The organism is Clostridium sp. LY3-2 (assembly GCF_024705715.1).
GTDB lineage: Bacteria > Bacillota > Clostridia > Clostridiales > Clostridiaceae > Clostridium.
This window is the reverse complement of record NZ_JAMDLQ010000029.1, coordinates 1-14,576: the sequence shown is the minus strand read 5'-3', so window position 1 is coordinate 14,576 and position 14,576 is coordinate 1. Positions and strand designations below refer to the sequence as shown.

The following is a 14,576-nucleotide window of genomic DNA, read 5'->3' as shown; positions in this document are numbered from 1 at the left end:
AATGCCTAAATTTTTAAGCTGCGCCTTTTTCTACTTCTCCTGTAATTTCAGAGCTTCCTTTATCATCATTAGACGAAGTCGGAGGCTGTGGTTTTGGTTCTTCCGGTTTCACCACTGGCTCCTCTGGTTTTGGATCTGGTTTAACAGGTTCCTCTGGCTTTGGATCAGGCTTAACTTCTGGTTTAACTTCTGGTTTAACTTCTGGTTTCACAGGTTTTACTGGCTTTACCTCAGGTTTTGGAGTTACCGGCTTATTTGGTTTTGGCGTTACTTGTGTATTGTTGTTTGTATTATTATATGATTCGTTATCACTATTATTTGTAGTATTTTCATTTGGATTTATATTTGCACCATATAGATACTCATTTAACTTTGAATTCCAAGATTCTAAATCATAATCTTCGTTTTTTGGAGTTTTATCATTAAATATAAAATCCTTCATTATTTTTCCGCATTGTTCTTTATCTACTAATAGAACCCAACCTAAGTTTTTATAACTTCCTACATCTTTTGATATAAGTTCACTTGGTGGTATTCTAAGTTGTTCAAAATGTAAATTTTCAAATTTAGATACAGTGTATGCGTAATTTAATATCATTAAAGGTTCAATATTTGTTTTTATGTAAGGTAATAAATCATTCATTATAGAAGGATATTTTAAAACACTTACGTCTTTTAACTTTTGAGTTACAATATCAATAACTCTTCTTTGTCTTTCCGTTCTTTCAAAGTCACCGTTACCAACTTTTCTTATTCTTGAATAAGATAAAGCTTGTTGACCATCTAATTTTTGCAATCCTGGTTTTTCTATAGGATTAGACTTTTCGTCTTTTTTAAGACCTTCACCTATGAATTTATTTATCTCTTTAATTTCGTAGTCTTTTACATCTACATCGATTCCACCTAAAGAGTCAATTATAGATTCAAAACCTCTAAAGTTAACCATAACATACTTATTTAAACTAAGCCCAAAGTTTTCTTCTATAGTTTTCATTAATAATTCAGGTCCACCTATAGCTAAACTTGCGTTTATCTTTTCTTCTCCGTGACCTGGAACATCAACTACAGTATCTCTCATTATAGATGTTAATTTTAATTTTTTGTTGTTATTATCTATAGTTCCAATAATTATAGAATCCGCTCTAGCTCTTTCATCTAACTTTCTTGCGTCTGTCCCTATAAGCAAGATATTAGTAATGCCAGGTTGCTCTTCGTAAGTAACCTCAGGTGCATTTTCTGATGATCCGCTAAAAATCGTATTTCTTACATACATATAAAAACCAAATGCTCCAATTAAAATAACTAGGATAACACTAATAATTGTAATCAAAACTTTCTTTTTAGTTGACATTTTCTTTTTATTTTTACGTTTATTTAATTTCTTATCTTTTAATTGTTCATCTTTTCCTTTCATGTTAACCCCCTATTAAAAGAATATTAATTTAAATTTAACTAATTTTATAAATCCATTATAATCTAATAATTCCCTTTAGACTAGCATATTTTTTAATCTACCTTTAAAATTTTATAAAATTACTATATAATATATCTAATAATTCTAGGAGGAACGCCATTATGAAAGAAAAAATACTAGAAATCCTTATAAACTCTAAAGGATTTGTTTCAGGGCAAGAAATAAGTGAAAAATTATCGATTTCTAGAAATAGTGTTTGGAAATATATAAACAAACTAAAAGAAGATGGTTATATAATTGAAGGAGTTTCAAGAAAAGGATATAGATTAATAAAAGAATCTGATATTCCAAACAAAAGCTCAATAAAAAAACTTATAAACACAAAATTTATAGGTTCAGAAATCTATGACTTTTATAGTTTAGATTCTACAAACCTAAAAGCTAAATCCATTGCAAGTAAAGGCTTTTTAGATGGCTCTATAGTTATAAGTAGAATTCAAACAAAAGGTAGCGGTAGATTTAACAGAACATGGGGTTCTCCTTTAGGCGGCCTTTGGAGTTCAATTATATTAAAACCTAATATAGACCCTCAAATAGCAAGCAAACTTACTATAGTTTGTGCTTGTGCGTTATTTAAAACAATAAAATCACTAGGTCTATCCCCTAAAATTAAATGGCCAAACGATATCTACATAAAGGATAAAAAATGCGCCGGTATTTTAACTACTATGAATTCCGATATGGATAAGATAAATTATTTAATAATCGGAGTAGGCTTAAACGTAAATATCCCTAAAGAGTATTTTATAGATGAATTTAGAAATGGTACTTCTTTAAGCATAGAACTAAATAAAGATTTAAACCTTCCTAAAGTATACGCATCATTTTTAAATAATTTTGAAGACCTATATTTAAAATTCGTTGAAAACTCTGATTTAGAAGAAGTCTTTGAAATACTTAAAAATAACTCTAAAGGACTAAATGAAAAAGCAAAACTAGTCACTATAAAAGGAACAGAAGATATAGTTTTAGTTGATATAGATAAATCTTTAGAACTTATAGTAAAAACCGAAGACGGCACTTTAAAAAAGGTTTTAAGCGGAGAGATTACTTTCTCTTAAATAGCTAACTTAAAAATTTCTAATCTAAATATATATAATTAAAAAGGTAGCAGAAAATTTAATCTGCTACCTTTTTTTATAGTAAAATTATATCGTGTTCTTCACATATTCTCTTATTTTTTTCATCCCAAACAGAAGCTTGAACTTCTCCTATATGCGCTTTCTTTAAAAAGAACATACAAATTCTAGATTGTCCGATTCCTCCACCTACAGTGTACGGAAGCTCTCCATTTAGTAAGCTTTTGTGGAAAGGAAGATTACTTCTTTCCTCGCAGTTTGCTTCTTTTAGTTGTCTTTTTAAAGCATCTTCATCTACTCTAATTCCCATAGATGATAATTCCATAGCTCTATCTAAAACATCACTCCAAAATAATATATCACCGTTTAAGTTCCAATCATCGTAGTCTGGTGCTCTTCCATCATGTTTTTTACCTGATTTAAGATTTCCACCTATACCCATAATAAATACAGCTCCATGCTTTTTACAGATAGCATCTTCTCTTTCTTTTTCAGTAAAATCAGGATACATATCTTCAAGTTCTTGAGCCGTTACAAAATAAATTGATTCTGGCAGTACTTTTTCTATGTTTATTTTTGAATTAACAAACTCTTCTGTTTTCTTAAATACATCATATATTTTATTTACTATTTCTTTTAGTTTATTAATATTTCTATCTTCTTTATTAATAATTAATTCCCAATCCCATTGGTCTACATAAATTGAATGTAAATTATCTAATTCTTCGTCTCTTCTTATAGCATTCATATCAGCATATAATCCCTTATTAACTTCGAAATTATATCTGTGAAGACTCATTCTTTTCCACTTAGCAAGAGAATGTACTATCTCAACGTCTTCACCTGATGCTAATACATCAAAATTTACTGGTCTTTCCACACCATTTAAATTATCATTTAAACCTGATGCAGAGTCAACAAATAAAGGGGCTGAAACTCTAACTAAATTCAAATTCTTTGCTAGCTCTCTTTCAAAAAAATCTTTTATCTCTTTAATATAAACTTCTGTTTGTATTAGAGATGTTTTGCTTTTATATCCTTCTGGTATAATTAATCCTTCTAATTTCATAATTACCCTCCTTTATTTTTTTATTTATTATTATATATAAACATTGATAAAAACGCAAAGAATAAAGAACATTGTTAACTCATTGTTAATATTTAAATACATGTGTTTCTCGCTCGAATACATTCAGTTTGTTTTATATTTTCCTATACATAAAAAAAGATGCAGGATTATTCCTACATCTTTTAAAACTTAATTAATTTTATAAATTACATTCTTTTAAATGACCTTTTAATATAGTAGCTGATTCTTTTAATCTTTCTTCTTCATCTTTTGATAAAGGAATCTCTATAATATTTTTAGCCCCTTCTCTATTAACAACAGTTGGAATTGCAAGATATAAATCTTCTAAGCCGTATTGTCCTTCAAATAAAGAAGATACAGTTAAAATACTATTTTCATTTCTAAATATAGCTTCAACTATTCTATTTACTGCAAGTGCAACTGCAAAGTATGTTGCATTTTTTCTACTTATAATTTCATATGCAGCATTTTTAACATCATCTTCTATTACTTTTTTAACTTCTCCATCCCATTCAAGGTCCATTTGTTTTGCATAAAGGTCAAATCCTTCTCCACCGATTCTACCATTACTCCAAGTTACAACTTCACTATCACCATGTTCTCCAATTACATAAGAGTGGATGTTATTATTGTTTACGTTAAAGTATTTACCAAGTACATATTTAAGTCTTGATGTATCTAAAACTGTACCTGAACCTATAACTCTTTCTTTTGGGAATCCTGATAATTTATATGCAATATGAGTTAAAACATCTACAGGATTTGAAACTACTAAAAGAATTGAGTTTGGGCTTAATCTTGCGATATCTGGAATAAACCCTTTAAATATATTGTAGTTTTTCCCTATAAGGTCTAATCTAGTTTCTCCTGGTTTTTGCCCAGCACCTGCTGTTATTATTACTATGTCAGAGTCTTTTGTTTCTTCTAAACTTCCTGCATAGATATTTACTGGTTTAACAAAAGAAGTACCATGAACTAAATCCATAACTTCTCCCATTGCCTTATCCATATTTATATCATAAATACAAATTTCAGTAGCTATACCACTATTCATTAATGCAAATGCTGTTGTAGCACCTACGAAACCTGCGCCTATTATTGATACTTTTCTTTTTACTTCACCTATCATTTGATTACCTCCTAAAAGTTTAAAAACTTTTTGCACTTTAATTATACCATAATTGATAATGATTTTCCATTAATTCATATTAAAATACTATGAATTATTTTCTAACTTTTTTTCAATTTATTTTATTTTAACCAATTTGTATTATATAATATTTACATGATTAAAATTTTGGAGGCATTAATTAGATGAAATTATTATTTTTTGATACAGAAACAACTAGCATAAGACCTGGGTCTATTTGTCAGCTAAGCTACATAACAGTAGATACTTCTACTAAACCTCAAAAAACTTCAGGTAAAAATTACTTTTTTACTGTAGATGAGATGGACCCTAACGCTGAAGCAGTTCATGGTTTTTCTCTTGAAAAATTATACGAACTATCATCTGGAAAAGACTTTTCTGATTTAGTAGAAGAATTTGTAGATGATTTTTTAGAAGCAGATTTTGTTATAGGTCATAACGTTAATTTCGATATAAAATTTATGAAAAGTGAATTAGATCCTTTAGGCCTTGATTACGAAGCTAGAAGAACTTTTTGCACAATGAATTATTATAAAGATATTTTAAAAATACTTAAATCAAACGGAAGCTACAAAAACCCAAAACTTGAAGAAGTTATAGATTATCTTGGAATTACTAAAGAACAGATTAAAAATAAAGCAGACGAGCTATTTGAAGGAAGCGGAAATTATCATGATGCTCGTTTTGATACAGCTGCAACTTACCTAACTGTTATAGAAGGCTTAAAAAGAAAATTAATTCCTCACGGATATTTCTCAAATATAGCAAATTCATAATTTTATAAATACACTCTTTTATTTATTGTAAGAAAATTTTAATTGGTATATAATGTATTTATACTGTGGGGGTGTAAAATTATGAATAATCAAGTTAAGACTGTTTTTAAACTGATAGGTTCAATCATTCTAATAGCACTGCTTTTAGACGTTATGATTGGTAATATCATATTCTCTTCTTTTATATCATTTATTATTTGTGTAGTCTTTTTCTACGATCCTAAAAAAGTAGAAGCTCGCTACAACAAAGAAAAGGAATTAAAAGAAGCTAAACTAAAAACTGAATTAAATGAAAATAAAAACAGGTAGATAAATATCTACCTGTTTTCTTAAATTAAAGACCTATCTAAAAAGTTTCCAACAACTTCTACTGTAGGTTGGACATTAATAAATGCTTCTTCATCTACTTCACTTACAATCTTTTTTACGTATAGTAATTCTGGTTTTGAAATTACAGTTACGATTGATTCTACCTCTTCGTTAGTGTATCCACCTCTAAGCCCTGTATATACTGTAAGTCCTCTTAAATTGTTTTTAAGTAGTGCATTTACTACTTCGTCTTTTTTCTTAGTTATAATATTAACTGTAAGTTTGTATTGTTGAATATAAAATACATCCATAATTTTAGTTGTAGCGTATATAGATATTAAACTATATAGCGCCATCTCCCAGCCGTACATAAGTCCAGCTAGTGCAATTATAAATCCATTTAATAAAAAGCCAAGTTGTCCAACAGATTTTCCAGTCATCTTTTGAACCACCATAATAATTATATCTGTTCCCCCTGTTGAAAAACCAGTTCTAAAACAGATTCCAACTCCAGCCCCTGTTAAAATCCCACCAAAAATCGCTGCAAGCATAACGTTCTCTGTAACGGCTCTTACTGGAATTACAGAAATGAAAAATGATGATGAAATTACTGCAAGTAAACTATAAAAGGTAAACTTGCTTCCAAGCTTTTTCCAAGATAAATAAATTAAAGGCAAATTAATAATAAGTACCCAAGTTGAAATTCCAATATTTATCCCCATAAAGTCTTTACCTATAGAAGAAAATAATTGAGATAAACCTGTTACTCCTCCAGAATATACTTTTGCAGGTGTTAAAAAGAAATTTACACCAATCCCTGCTAATACTCCGTAAACTAATGTTGCTATAATTCTACTAAACATATTCTTCTTCATCGCATCGCCTCCCATATATATATTCTTATTATTTTACACTTATTATACTATAAAAAGATAAAAAATGAGGAATTATTTCAAAATAATTCCTCATTTCATTTAAACTAATATGTTTTTAAATTATTCATTTATTTTTGCTTTTTTAAATCCTCTGAATCATTAAATTTGCTACTTAAAATTACAATATCTACTCTTCTGTTTTTAAGTCTTCCATCTTCTGATTTATTATCAGCTATAGGCCTATTTTCTCCATATCCAATAGCTGATAACTTAGAAGGATTTATTCCAGAATTGTCTGATATAAATTGAGCTACGTTAGCTGCTCTTACACTTGATAATTGCCAGTTTGAACTATACATACTATTTGATATAGGAACATTATCTGTATGTCCCTCTACCCTTATATAGTTTGGTATTTTACTTAATCCTTCTGCTATCTTTTTAAGATCATTTACTGAACTTTTTCTGATGCTTGCGTCACCGCTTTTAAATAGCATTTCGTCTTTAAAAGATATAACTAGTCCTCTTTCTTCTATCTTAGTTGAAACTTCGCCAGTTAAGTTATTTTCTTTTATATCTTTATCTATCTTTTCTTTTACATCATTTAACTTTTGTTCTTCTGTTACTAGCGGTGCTGGTACTGAGTCTTTATCTATAACCTTTGAACCATCCTCACCTACTGGATTTTTACCACCTCCAGTAAATGCATTTTGAAAAGAAGATGCTATTTGTTTATATTTAGTTTTATCTATATTACTTGAAGCATACATAATTACAAAAAATATCATAAGTAATGTTATAAGGTCCGAGTAAGTTAAAAGCCATCTTTCACCATTCTCTTTTTTTGGTTTTTTCTTAAGCATATTAGTTACCCTCTACCGCTTCGAGTTTTTCTGCTTGTTTCTCTTCTAAGAATCCTTCAAGTCTTCCAACAAGTAAGTTCGTATTTGTTCCTTCTTGAAGTAAAAGTAACCCTTCAATTATAAGTTGACACTCTATGATTTCCTCTTCATTTACAACTTTTAATTTACTTGCAATAGGTAGCCATAAAAGGTTAGCTGAAGCTACCCCATAAAGCGTTGCTATAAAGGCAACTGCTATCTTAGGACCTAATGTATCTGGATCACTTAAATCACTTAATACGTGAACTAGTCCCATTACTGTACCTATAATACCCATTGTAGGACCAAATCCTCCAGCTGCTTCAAAAACAGATCCTCCAACTTCATGTCTTGCATTAAGGTTTTCAAGTCTTGTTTCAAGAGATGCTCTGATACTTTCTCCATCAACACCATCTATTAACATTTGTAGGCCTTTTCTCATAAAACTATTAAGTTCAGGGTCTTGAAGATGTGACTCTAAGCTTAGTAGACCTTCCTTTCTACTAACAGATGATATTTTTTTAAAATACTCAATTTGATCTTGTATATTTCCCTTTCTACTAGAAAATGCAACCTTAAAATAACTTGGAATTTTCTTAATTTGAGCTAATGGGAATGATACCATAACAGCACCTATTGTTCCTCCAAAAACTATTAAAGCTGCAGTCGGTTGTAATAGCGCACTTAATACTCCGCCTTCTGCAATAAAGGCAACTATCATAGATGCAAATCCTACTACAATACCTATTAAAATTCCTATGTCCATACTTTTCCTCCTAATTTTAATCCTTACTTTAATTGTATTAAAGAATATTTTCTTATCTGTGAACTAATTAAAAAGATTCAGTTAAATTTCTTTGAACTTTACCATTTAGTGTTATTTTTGTGTTAAAAGTAAATATTTGAGAATAAAAAAATATAGGATAGGAGTAATCAATACACCTATCCTATGTTTTAATTTTATACTATTCACTTATTATTTTTCTATACTTTTCCATTTCTTCTTCGCTCATCTCTGGAGTATCTATAAGAGGATATTTCATCTTTAAACTTTCGTACTTATTAACACCTAAAAGGTGATACGGTAAAAGTTCTACTTTTTCTACATTATCTATATCACTTATATATTTTTTAAATTCTCTTATATGCTCCTCGCCATCAGTTAAACCTGGTACTACTACGTGTCTAATCCACATTTTAGTATTGTTTCTTTTCATAGCTTCTAAGAAATTAAGAGATTCATCTATATCCATTAAAGTTACATTTTTATAGCCTTCTTTTGTGATATCTTTAACATCAAATAAAACTAAATCAGTATATTTTAATATTTCATCATAATGACCTACACCAAATCCTGCTGTATCAATACAAGTATGTATTCCTTCTTTTTTACAAAGCTTTAATGCTTCTATAAGAAATTCTGGTTGTCTTATAGGGTCTCCTCCTGAAAAAGTTACGCCCCCTCCTGATCTTTCAAAATAAGGTCTATACCTTTTTAATTTGTTTACTAATTCTTCTGGTGTTACTTCTTCACCATCATTATAGTTCCAAGTATCAGGATTGTGGCAATATTTACATCTTAATGAACACCCTTGCATAAATACTACAACTCTAATTCCTGGACCGTCTACCATACCCATACTCTCTATAGAATGAATTCTTCCTATTGTCATAATTAACCGCCTCCTAACTATCAATTCTTATTATGAATTGATACCCATTTTTATTGTAAAATATATCCCCCGCTTAGTAAAGCGAGGGATTAAAACTTTTTTATATTATTTTACACCGTATTCTTTGTAGTAATCATCTATTCTAGCTTTTATTTCATCATCTATAATTACTTTTCCATTTACTTCTTTATTATAAAGATACTCTATAACCTCTTCCATAGTAACTATAGCAGAAGTCTTAAAACCGTACTTTTCTTTAATTTCTGTAAGTGCAGTCTTTTCTCCTGTTCCTCTTTCCATTCTATCTACTGAGATTATAAGACCTACTGCATTTACATTTCCTGAAGCTTTTAAGATAGGCATAGTTTCATTTATTGAAGTTCCAGCTGTTGTTACGTCTTCAATTATTAAAACCTTATCTCCATCTTTTAAATTACTACCTAAAAGTATCCCTTTATCTCCGTGGTCTTTTATTTCTTTTCTATTAGAGCAATACTCTACATCTATATCATATAATTCTGATAAAGCTATTGTTGTAGTTACAGTTAGTGGAATTCCTTTATAAGCAGGTCCAAATAACACGTTGTATTCCTCTTTGAAATTTTCTTTTATAGCTTTTGCATAAAATTCCCCAAGTCTTTTAAGTTCGCTTCCTTTTTTATAGTTCCCTGTATTAACAAAGAAAGGTGTCTTTCTTCCACTTTTAGTTACAAAATCTCCAAAAGTTAATACTCCGCACTCTATCATAAAATCTATAAACTCTCTTTTATATTCTTTCATTCTAATACACTCCTTTAATACCTTATATTATTCCTATAATATCTTTAATATCTTTTATTCCTTCTTTTATAAGAAACTCTTCTATTCCTTCAATTATCTCTTTGCAAGCTAGAGGGTTATTAAAGTTTGCTGTTCCAACTTGAATAGCTGATGCACCTGCCATTAAAAACTCTATAGCATCATTAGCATTTGAAATCCCACCTAGCCCTATAACTGGAATATTTACAGCTTTTGATACTTCGTGAACCATTCTAAGTGCTACTGGTTTTATAGCAGGACCTGAAAACCCTGCATATACGTTATCAAAAACCGGCTTTCTTTTATGTATATCTATAGCCATCCCTTTTAAGGTATTAATTAAAGATAAAGAGTCAGCTCCAGCCTCTTCACACCTTTTAGCCATTTCTACTATATTTTCAGCATTTGGAGATAATTTAACCATTAAAGGTTTCTTAGTTAATCCTCTTATCTTCTTTACGAACTCATAAGCTACATCTGCTTTTATTCCGTAAGCCATACCTCCTGATTTAACGTTCGGACAAGATATATTAAGTTCAATTATATCTACATCAGTTTTATCAAGTTTAAGTATAGCTTCTTCATAGTCTTCGTAGCATCCTCCACCAACGTTTGCAATTACATTCGTTTTGTAACTTCTCATCTTAGGAAGTTCTCTTTCTATAAAAGCATCTACCCCTGGGTTTTGAAGTCCTACTGAATTCATCATACCAGCTTCAGTTTCAACTACTCTTATACCAGAATTTCCATCTTTTTTATTTATAGTTAGTCCTTTAGATGAAATACCACCTAAAATCGAAACATCATAAAAGTCGTTATATTCTTCACCAAAACCAAACGTTCCAGATGCTGCAATAACTGGATTTTTAAATTCTACACCATTTATATTAACCTTTAACATATTATCTCTCCTTAACCTATAGCTCTACGTAATTTCCATCAAAAACTGGACCGTCTTTACAAGCTCTCTTATGACCATCTTTTGTTTTACAAGTACATACAAGGCATGCACCAACTCCACAGGCCATATGCTTTTCCATAGAGACAAAAACTTTAGTATTAGTCTCTTTGCACATCTCTATAACTTTTTTCATCATTATTTCAGGTCCGCAACATAAAACTACGTCGTAATCTTTAGGGTTTAATATATCAGTTACAAATCCCTTATGTCCAAAACTTCCTGTGTTTGTAGATATATTTAAATTATCACTATATTTTTCTAATTCTTCTTTTAGATATATCTCATCTCTAAATCCTGCATAAACGTCAATCTTACTTGCGTTATTTCTAGATTTTAATTCTTTAGCTACTTGAACCATAGGTGCAGTTCCAATTCCGCCGCAAACTAAAGCTACCTTCCCTAAGTTTTCATATACGTTAAACCCATTTCCAAGAGGCCCTGTTATAAAGATCTCATCTTCTTTTTTGAAATTACTTATCTCTTTAGTTCCTTTTCCTACTACTGCATATAAAAAAGTTAATTTATTATCTTCTTTTTCACAGATACTTATAGGCCTTCCTAGTAGTGAGTTATTCACTTTTAGCATATAAAACTGACCTGCTTTTATTTCTTTTTTATCTTCTACTACTAATTTATATATATTAGATACTATATTTTCATTTTCTAAAACTTTAACTTTGTCATATGAAACCTTCATTTAAATAACACTCCTATCTATTACAAGCTTCTCTAATTTCATCTCTCATTCTTATAGCTTCTTCTCTTGCACAAATTGCAAAATCTTTTTCAGGTCTATTTGCTTTTTTGTATGCAAGTAATATTCCTCTTGATGAATTTACTACTCCACCATTTCCATTATTTAAATAAAGTGCTACATCTTCTGCTTTTCCGCCTTGTGCCCCATAACCTGGTATTAAGAAAAACATTTCTTTTAATCTATTTCTAATTGATGCCCCCTCTTCAATATGCGTACATCCGATAACCCCACCTAAAGGTGTGTAACCAGAATCCCCTTTAAATTCTAGTCCCATTTTTAGTACTTTTTCCCCAACTATATCATAAACGTTATTTCCGTCTTTATCTTTTATGTATTCAATATCTAAAGCTCCGCTATTTGAAGTTCTAACTAAGCTAAAGATTCCCTTATTTCCATCTTTAATGTAATCTAGATAAGGCTCTATACTATCCATTCCCATATAAGGATTTAAAGTTATAAAATCAGCTTCAAAATCCCCTTCAAAATGTGCTTTTGCATACATTTTAGCAGTAGCTGCTATATCGCCTCTTTTTATATCTGCAATTATTATTAAATCTTTTTCTCTTAAATACTCTAAAGTTTCTTTATAAGCTATTAATCCTTCAATTCCTAAAGCTTCATAATAAGCTATTTGAACTTTAAAGCAAGATGCAACGTCTTCTGTTTTATCTATAATAGCTTTATTAAACTCTACTATAGCATCTTTTGCTGCCTTACCACTTTTTATAAATTCTGGGATATAGTCTAAAGATGTATCTAGCCCTACGCAAACTACTCCTCTTTCTGAAACTCTCTTATATAATTTATCAATTATTAAACTTTTCATATATTCTATACCCCCACTATTTTTTATATAATATTTTTCCGCCTTTTATAGTTAAAAGAACTTCTCCAAAGAATTTCATTCCTTCAAAAGGTGTATTTTTCCCTTTTGATAAAAACTCTTCACTATTTATAACTACTTCTCTCTCTAAATCTACCAATACTAAATCGCCGTCATACCCTAATTGAATTTTACCCTTCTTCATTTTTAGAAGATCTCCTGGATTTTTTGACAAAAGTTTACTTAAATCTTCTAAGTTTATATGCCCACTTTTTACAAGTTTTGTATAACAAATTGAAAATGCAGTTTCAAGTCCTACAAGTCCTGGAGAACCTTTTTCTTTATCTTCTTTTGTATGTGGTGCATGATCCGTTCCTATACAAAGTACATTTTCATTTTTTATAGCTTTAATTATAGCTAAAACATCATCCTTTTCTCTAATTGGAGGATTTACTCTATAATTACTTACATCAGACGTAAGTGCTATATGGTGCGGTGTAACTTCGCAAGTTATATTTTTAAATCCCTTTTCTCTTGCCTCTTCTATATAAGCTATAGCTTCTTTTGTGCTAACATGAGACAAATGCAAGTTTGCCTTTGTTATTTTTGCAAGTTCTATATCTCTTATAGTCATTAAATTTTCTGCAATCCTCATAGAAATTTTAGAAAATTCTTTGTTTTCAGCATGAGACATAACTACCCAGTTATTTTCTTTAGCTATTTTCATAGCTTCATACATAGTCTCTGAATTATTAACTCCAACCCCGTCATCAGTTATCACTTTAACTCTCTTATCTTCTTTAAAAAGATCTAAATGGCTTAAAGTTTTACCATCAAAGTTTTTAGTTATAGTAACTCCTTGAACTATATCTATTAGATTTAATTCTTTTTCTTTTTCTTTTATATAATTAAATATTTCAGGGCTAGAACATGTTGGATTTGTATTACCCATAAGACAAACTCCTGTAAACCCTCCCTTATAAGCGGATCTCATTCCAGTTTCTAAATCCTCTTTATAAGTTAACCCTGGGTCTCTAAAGTGTGCGTGAGTATCTACAAATGCTGGCATAATAGTTTGCCCTTTCGCATCTATAACTTCTATATTTTCTTTATTTATATCTACTCCGATTTCTTTAATTAAACCATCTTCAATATATATATCTCCAAGAAAACTTCCGCTAAAATCTACTATATTACCATTTTTTATTAATAAATTCATGTTCTCGCCCCTTTTAATTTATATTAACTTTGAAGTGTGGTCACAATACTCACATCTATAAGTCCCTAAATTTCTATCAACTAGTTTAAATGTGTGAGGTACGTATGTTTCATCTTTAGTTATACATCTTTCATTTTCACAAGTTAATATTCCTTCAACTACTTCTGGTAGTTCTGGCTTGAATTTATTTACTATCTTTTCATTCCTTACTTCGTTTACTGATACTCTAGGTGCTAACATAGCTAGTGCTGTGTAGTCTAAATTATCTATTCCTTCAATTTTTATAATATCTTTTTTTCCTAATCTATCGCTTTGTGCATTCATTATTAATGCTACACTTAAATCCGTTTCGTTTAATTTTAAATGATTGAAAATTTTAATTCCTTTACCTGCCTCTATATGGTCTATAACAAATCCGTTTTTAATACTTGTAATCTCTAACATATTAAGCCACCCCCAATAATTTGCATATTAATGCCATTCTTACATACATTCCATACTCCGCTTGTGCGAAATATTTTGCACGACTATCTTTATCTACTTCTACTGAGATTTCATTAACTCTTGGAAGCGGGTGCATAACTATCATGTCATTTTTAGCTTTGTCCATCTTTTCCATATCTAAAACATAGCTATCTTTAAGTCTTATATATTCTTCTTCATTGAAAAATCTTTCTTTTTGGATTCTTGTCATATATAGAATGTCTACTT

At 29.8% G+C, this 14,576-nt stretch carries 16 protein-coding genes and 1 pseudogene; 3 read left to right on the top strand and 14 right to left on the bottom strand.

The genetic code is table 11. The features are described from left to right. Window positions 1-13: 13 nt before the first annotated feature. Window positions 14-1,414, bottom strand: a complete 1,401-nt coding sequence (locus tag M4I33_RS09795; protein WP_257916614.1) for an LCP family protein — start codon at window positions 1,412-1,414, stop codon at window positions 14-16. Window positions 1,415-1,575: 161 nt separating this feature from the next. Here M4I33_RS09795 and M4I33_RS09790 point away from each other — a divergent pair, with 161 nt between their 5' ends. Continuing rightward, the gene (locus tag M4I33_RS09790) at window positions 1,576-2,535 is read left to right on the top strand and encodes a biotin--[acetyl-CoA-carboxylase] ligase (protein ID WP_257916613.1); all 960 of its coding nucleotides are present in this window, start codon (window positions 1,576-1,578) and stop codon (window positions 2,533-2,535) included. A 76-nt stretch (window positions 2,536-2,611) separates the two neighbouring features. On the opposite strand, the gene asnA is transcribed toward M4I33_RS09790, so the two are convergent. Both asnA and M4I33_RS09780 read right to left on the bottom strand, forming a co-directional pair. Further along, the gene (gene asnA, locus M4I33_RS09785) at window positions 2,612-3,622 is read right to left on the bottom strand and encodes an aspartate--ammonia ligase (RefSeq protein WP_257916612.1); all 1,011 of its coding nucleotides are present in this window, start codon (window positions 3,620-3,622) and stop codon (window positions 2,612-2,614) included. 199 nt (window positions 3,623-3,821) lie between these two features. After that, window positions 3,822-4,772: an L-lactate dehydrogenase gene (locus M4I33_RS09780; RefSeq protein ID WP_257916611.1), complete on the bottom strand. Its 951-nt coding sequence runs from the start codon at window positions 4,770-4,772 to the stop codon at window positions 3,822-3,824. Between the two features lie 185 nt (window positions 4,773-4,957). On the opposite strand from M4I33_RS09780, the gene M4I33_RS09775 reads away from it, so the two are divergent. Together M4I33_RS09775 and M4I33_RS09770 are read left to right on the top strand one after the other, a co-directional pair. Beyond that, on the top strand, window positions 4,958-5,569 hold the full coding sequence (locus M4I33_RS09775) for a 3'-5' exonuclease (RefSeq protein WP_257916610.1): 612 nt from the start codon (window positions 4,958-4,960) through the stop codon (window positions 5,567-5,569). Window positions 5,570-5,650: 81 nt separating this feature from the next. Further along, window positions 5,651-5,878: a hypothetical protein gene (locus tag M4I33_RS09770; protein ID WP_257916609.1), complete on the top strand. Its 228-nt coding sequence runs from the start codon at window positions 5,651-5,653 to the stop codon at window positions 5,876-5,878. Window positions 5,879-5,898: 20 nt separating this feature from the next. Here the strand turns inward: M4I33_RS09770 and M4I33_RS09765 are convergent, their stop codons facing one another. The 11 genes and pseudogenes from M4I33_RS09765 to M4I33_RS09715 form a co-directional block, all read right to left on the bottom strand. Next, window positions 5,899-6,753, bottom strand: a complete 855-nt coding sequence (locus M4I33_RS09765; RefSeq protein ID WP_257916608.1) for a YitT family protein — start codon at window positions 6,751-6,753, stop codon at window positions 5,899-5,901. 128 nt (window positions 6,754-6,881) lie between these two features. Then, window positions 6,882-7,616, bottom strand: coding sequence for a flagellar motor protein MotB (locus M4I33_RS09760; protein ID WP_257916607.1), 735 nt, complete (start codon window positions 7,614-7,616; stop codon window positions 6,882-6,884). A gap of 1 nt (window position 7,617) precedes the next feature. After that, a complete protein-coding gene (locus M4I33_RS09755) occupies window positions 7,618-8,400 on the bottom strand; it encodes a flagellar motor protein (RefSeq protein WP_257916606.1) in 783 nt (260 codons plus the stop codon). A 199-nt stretch (window positions 8,401-8,599) separates the two neighbouring features. Further along, window positions 8,600-9,307, bottom strand: coding sequence for a pyruvate formate-lyase-activating protein (gene pflA / locus M4I33_RS09750; RefSeq protein ID WP_257916605.1), 708 nt, complete (start codon window positions 9,305-9,307; stop codon window positions 8,600-8,602). 105 nt (window positions 9,308-9,412) lie between these two features. Beyond that, entirely contained in the window at window positions 9,413-10,087 is a 675-nt protein-coding gene (gene pyrE, locus M4I33_RS09745; RefSeq protein ID WP_257916604.1) for an orotate phosphoribosyltransferase, read from the bottom strand. A 22-nt stretch (window positions 10,088-10,109) separates the two neighbouring features. Next, the gene (locus M4I33_RS09740; protein ID WP_257916603.1) at window positions 10,110-11,006 is read right to left on the bottom strand and encodes a dihydroorotate dehydrogenase; all 897 of its coding nucleotides are present in this window, start codon (window positions 11,004-11,006) and stop codon (window positions 10,110-10,112) included. A gap of 16 nt (window positions 11,007-11,022) precedes the next feature. Continuing rightward, on the bottom strand, window positions 11,023-11,763 hold the full coding sequence (locus M4I33_RS09735; RefSeq protein WP_257916602.1) for a dihydroorotate dehydrogenase electron transfer subunit: 741 nt from the start codon (window positions 11,761-11,763) through the stop codon (window positions 11,023-11,025). A gap of 13 nt (window positions 11,764-11,776) precedes the next feature. Then, window positions 11,777-12,649 (bottom strand): orotidine-5'-phosphate decarboxylase, encoded by an 873-nt coding sequence (gene pyrF, locus M4I33_RS09730; protein WP_257916601.1) that lies wholly within the window; start codon window positions 12,647-12,649, stop codon window positions 11,777-11,779. 16 nt (window positions 12,650-12,665) lie between these two features. Then, on the bottom strand, window positions 12,666-13,865 hold the full coding sequence (locus M4I33_RS09725) for a dihydroorotase (protein ID WP_257916600.1): 1,200 nt from the start codon (window positions 13,863-13,865) through the stop codon (window positions 12,666-12,668). 18 nt (window positions 13,866-13,883) lie between these two features. After that, complete coding sequence (locus M4I33_RS09720; RefSeq protein ID WP_194189998.1) at window positions 13,884-14,309, bottom strand: aspartate carbamoyltransferase regulatory subunit; 426 nt, start codon at window positions 14,307-14,309, stop codon at window positions 13,884-13,886. 1 nt (window position 14,310) lies between these two features. Next, window positions 14,311-14,576 (bottom strand): annotated as a pseudogene (locus M4I33_RS09715) (aspartate carbamoyltransferase); the annotation flags it as partial.

Excerpts from the sequence above, each read along its gene's own strand:
- pflA (WP_257916605.1), bottom strand. The coding sequence starts at position 9,307 with ATGACAATAGGAAGAATTCATTCTATAGAGAGTATGGGTATGGTAGAC.
- M4I33_RS09735 (WP_257916602.1), bottom strand. The coding sequence starts at position 11,763 with ATGAAGGTTTCATATGACAAAGTTAAAGTTTTAGAAAATGAAAATATA.
- M4I33_RS09725 (WP_257916600.1), bottom strand. The coding sequence starts at position 13,865 with ATGAATTTATTAATAAAAAATGGTAATATAGTAGATTTTAGCGGAAGT.
- M4I33_RS09790 (WP_257916613.1), top strand. The coding sequence starts at position 1,576 with ATGAAAGAAAAAATACTAGAAATCCTTATAAACTCTAAAGGATTTGTT.
- M4I33_RS09755 (WP_257916606.1), bottom strand. The coding sequence starts at position 8,400 with ATGGACATAGGAATTTTAATAGGTATTGTAGTAGGATTTGCATCTATG.
- M4I33_RS09765 (WP_257916608.1), bottom strand. The coding sequence starts at position 6,753 with ATGAAGAAGAATATGTTTAGTAGAATTATAGCAACATTAGTTTACGGA.
- M4I33_RS09780 (WP_257916611.1), bottom strand. The coding sequence starts at position 4,772 with ATGATAGGTGAAGTAAAAAGAAAAGTATCAATAATAGGCGCAGGTTTC.
- M4I33_RS09740 (WP_257916603.1), bottom strand. The coding sequence starts at position 11,006 with ATGTTAAAGGTTAATATAAATGGTGTAGAATTTAAAAATCCAGTTATT.
- M4I33_RS09720 (WP_194189998.1), bottom strand. The coding sequence starts at position 14,309 with ATGTTAGAGATTACAAGTATTAAAAACGGATTTGTTATAGACCATATA.
- M4I33_RS09770 (WP_257916609.1), top strand. The coding sequence starts at position 5,651 with ATGAATAATCAAGTTAAGACTGTTTTTAAACTGATAGGTTCAATCATT.
- M4I33_RS09775 (WP_257916610.1), top strand. The coding sequence starts at position 4,958 with ATGAAATTATTATTTTTTGATACAGAAACAACTAGCATAAGACCTGGG.
- M4I33_RS09795 (WP_257916614.1), bottom strand. The coding sequence starts at position 1,414 with ATGAAAGGAAAAGATGAACAATTAAAAGATAAGAAATTAAATAAACGT.
- asnA (WP_257916612.1), bottom strand. The coding sequence starts at position 3,622 with ATGAAATTAGAAGGATTAATTATACCAGAAGGATATAAAAGCAAAACA.
- pyrF (WP_257916601.1), bottom strand. The coding sequence starts at position 12,649 with ATGAAAAGTTTAATAATTGATAAATTATATAAGAGAGTTTCAGAAAGA.
- pyrE (WP_257916604.1), bottom strand. The coding sequence starts at position 10,087 with ATGAAAGAATATAAAAGAGAGTTTATAGATTTTATGATAGAGTGCGGA.
- M4I33_RS09760 (WP_257916607.1), bottom strand. The coding sequence starts at position 7,616 with ATGCTTAAGAAAAAACCAAAAAAAGAGAATGGTGAAAGATGGCTTTTA.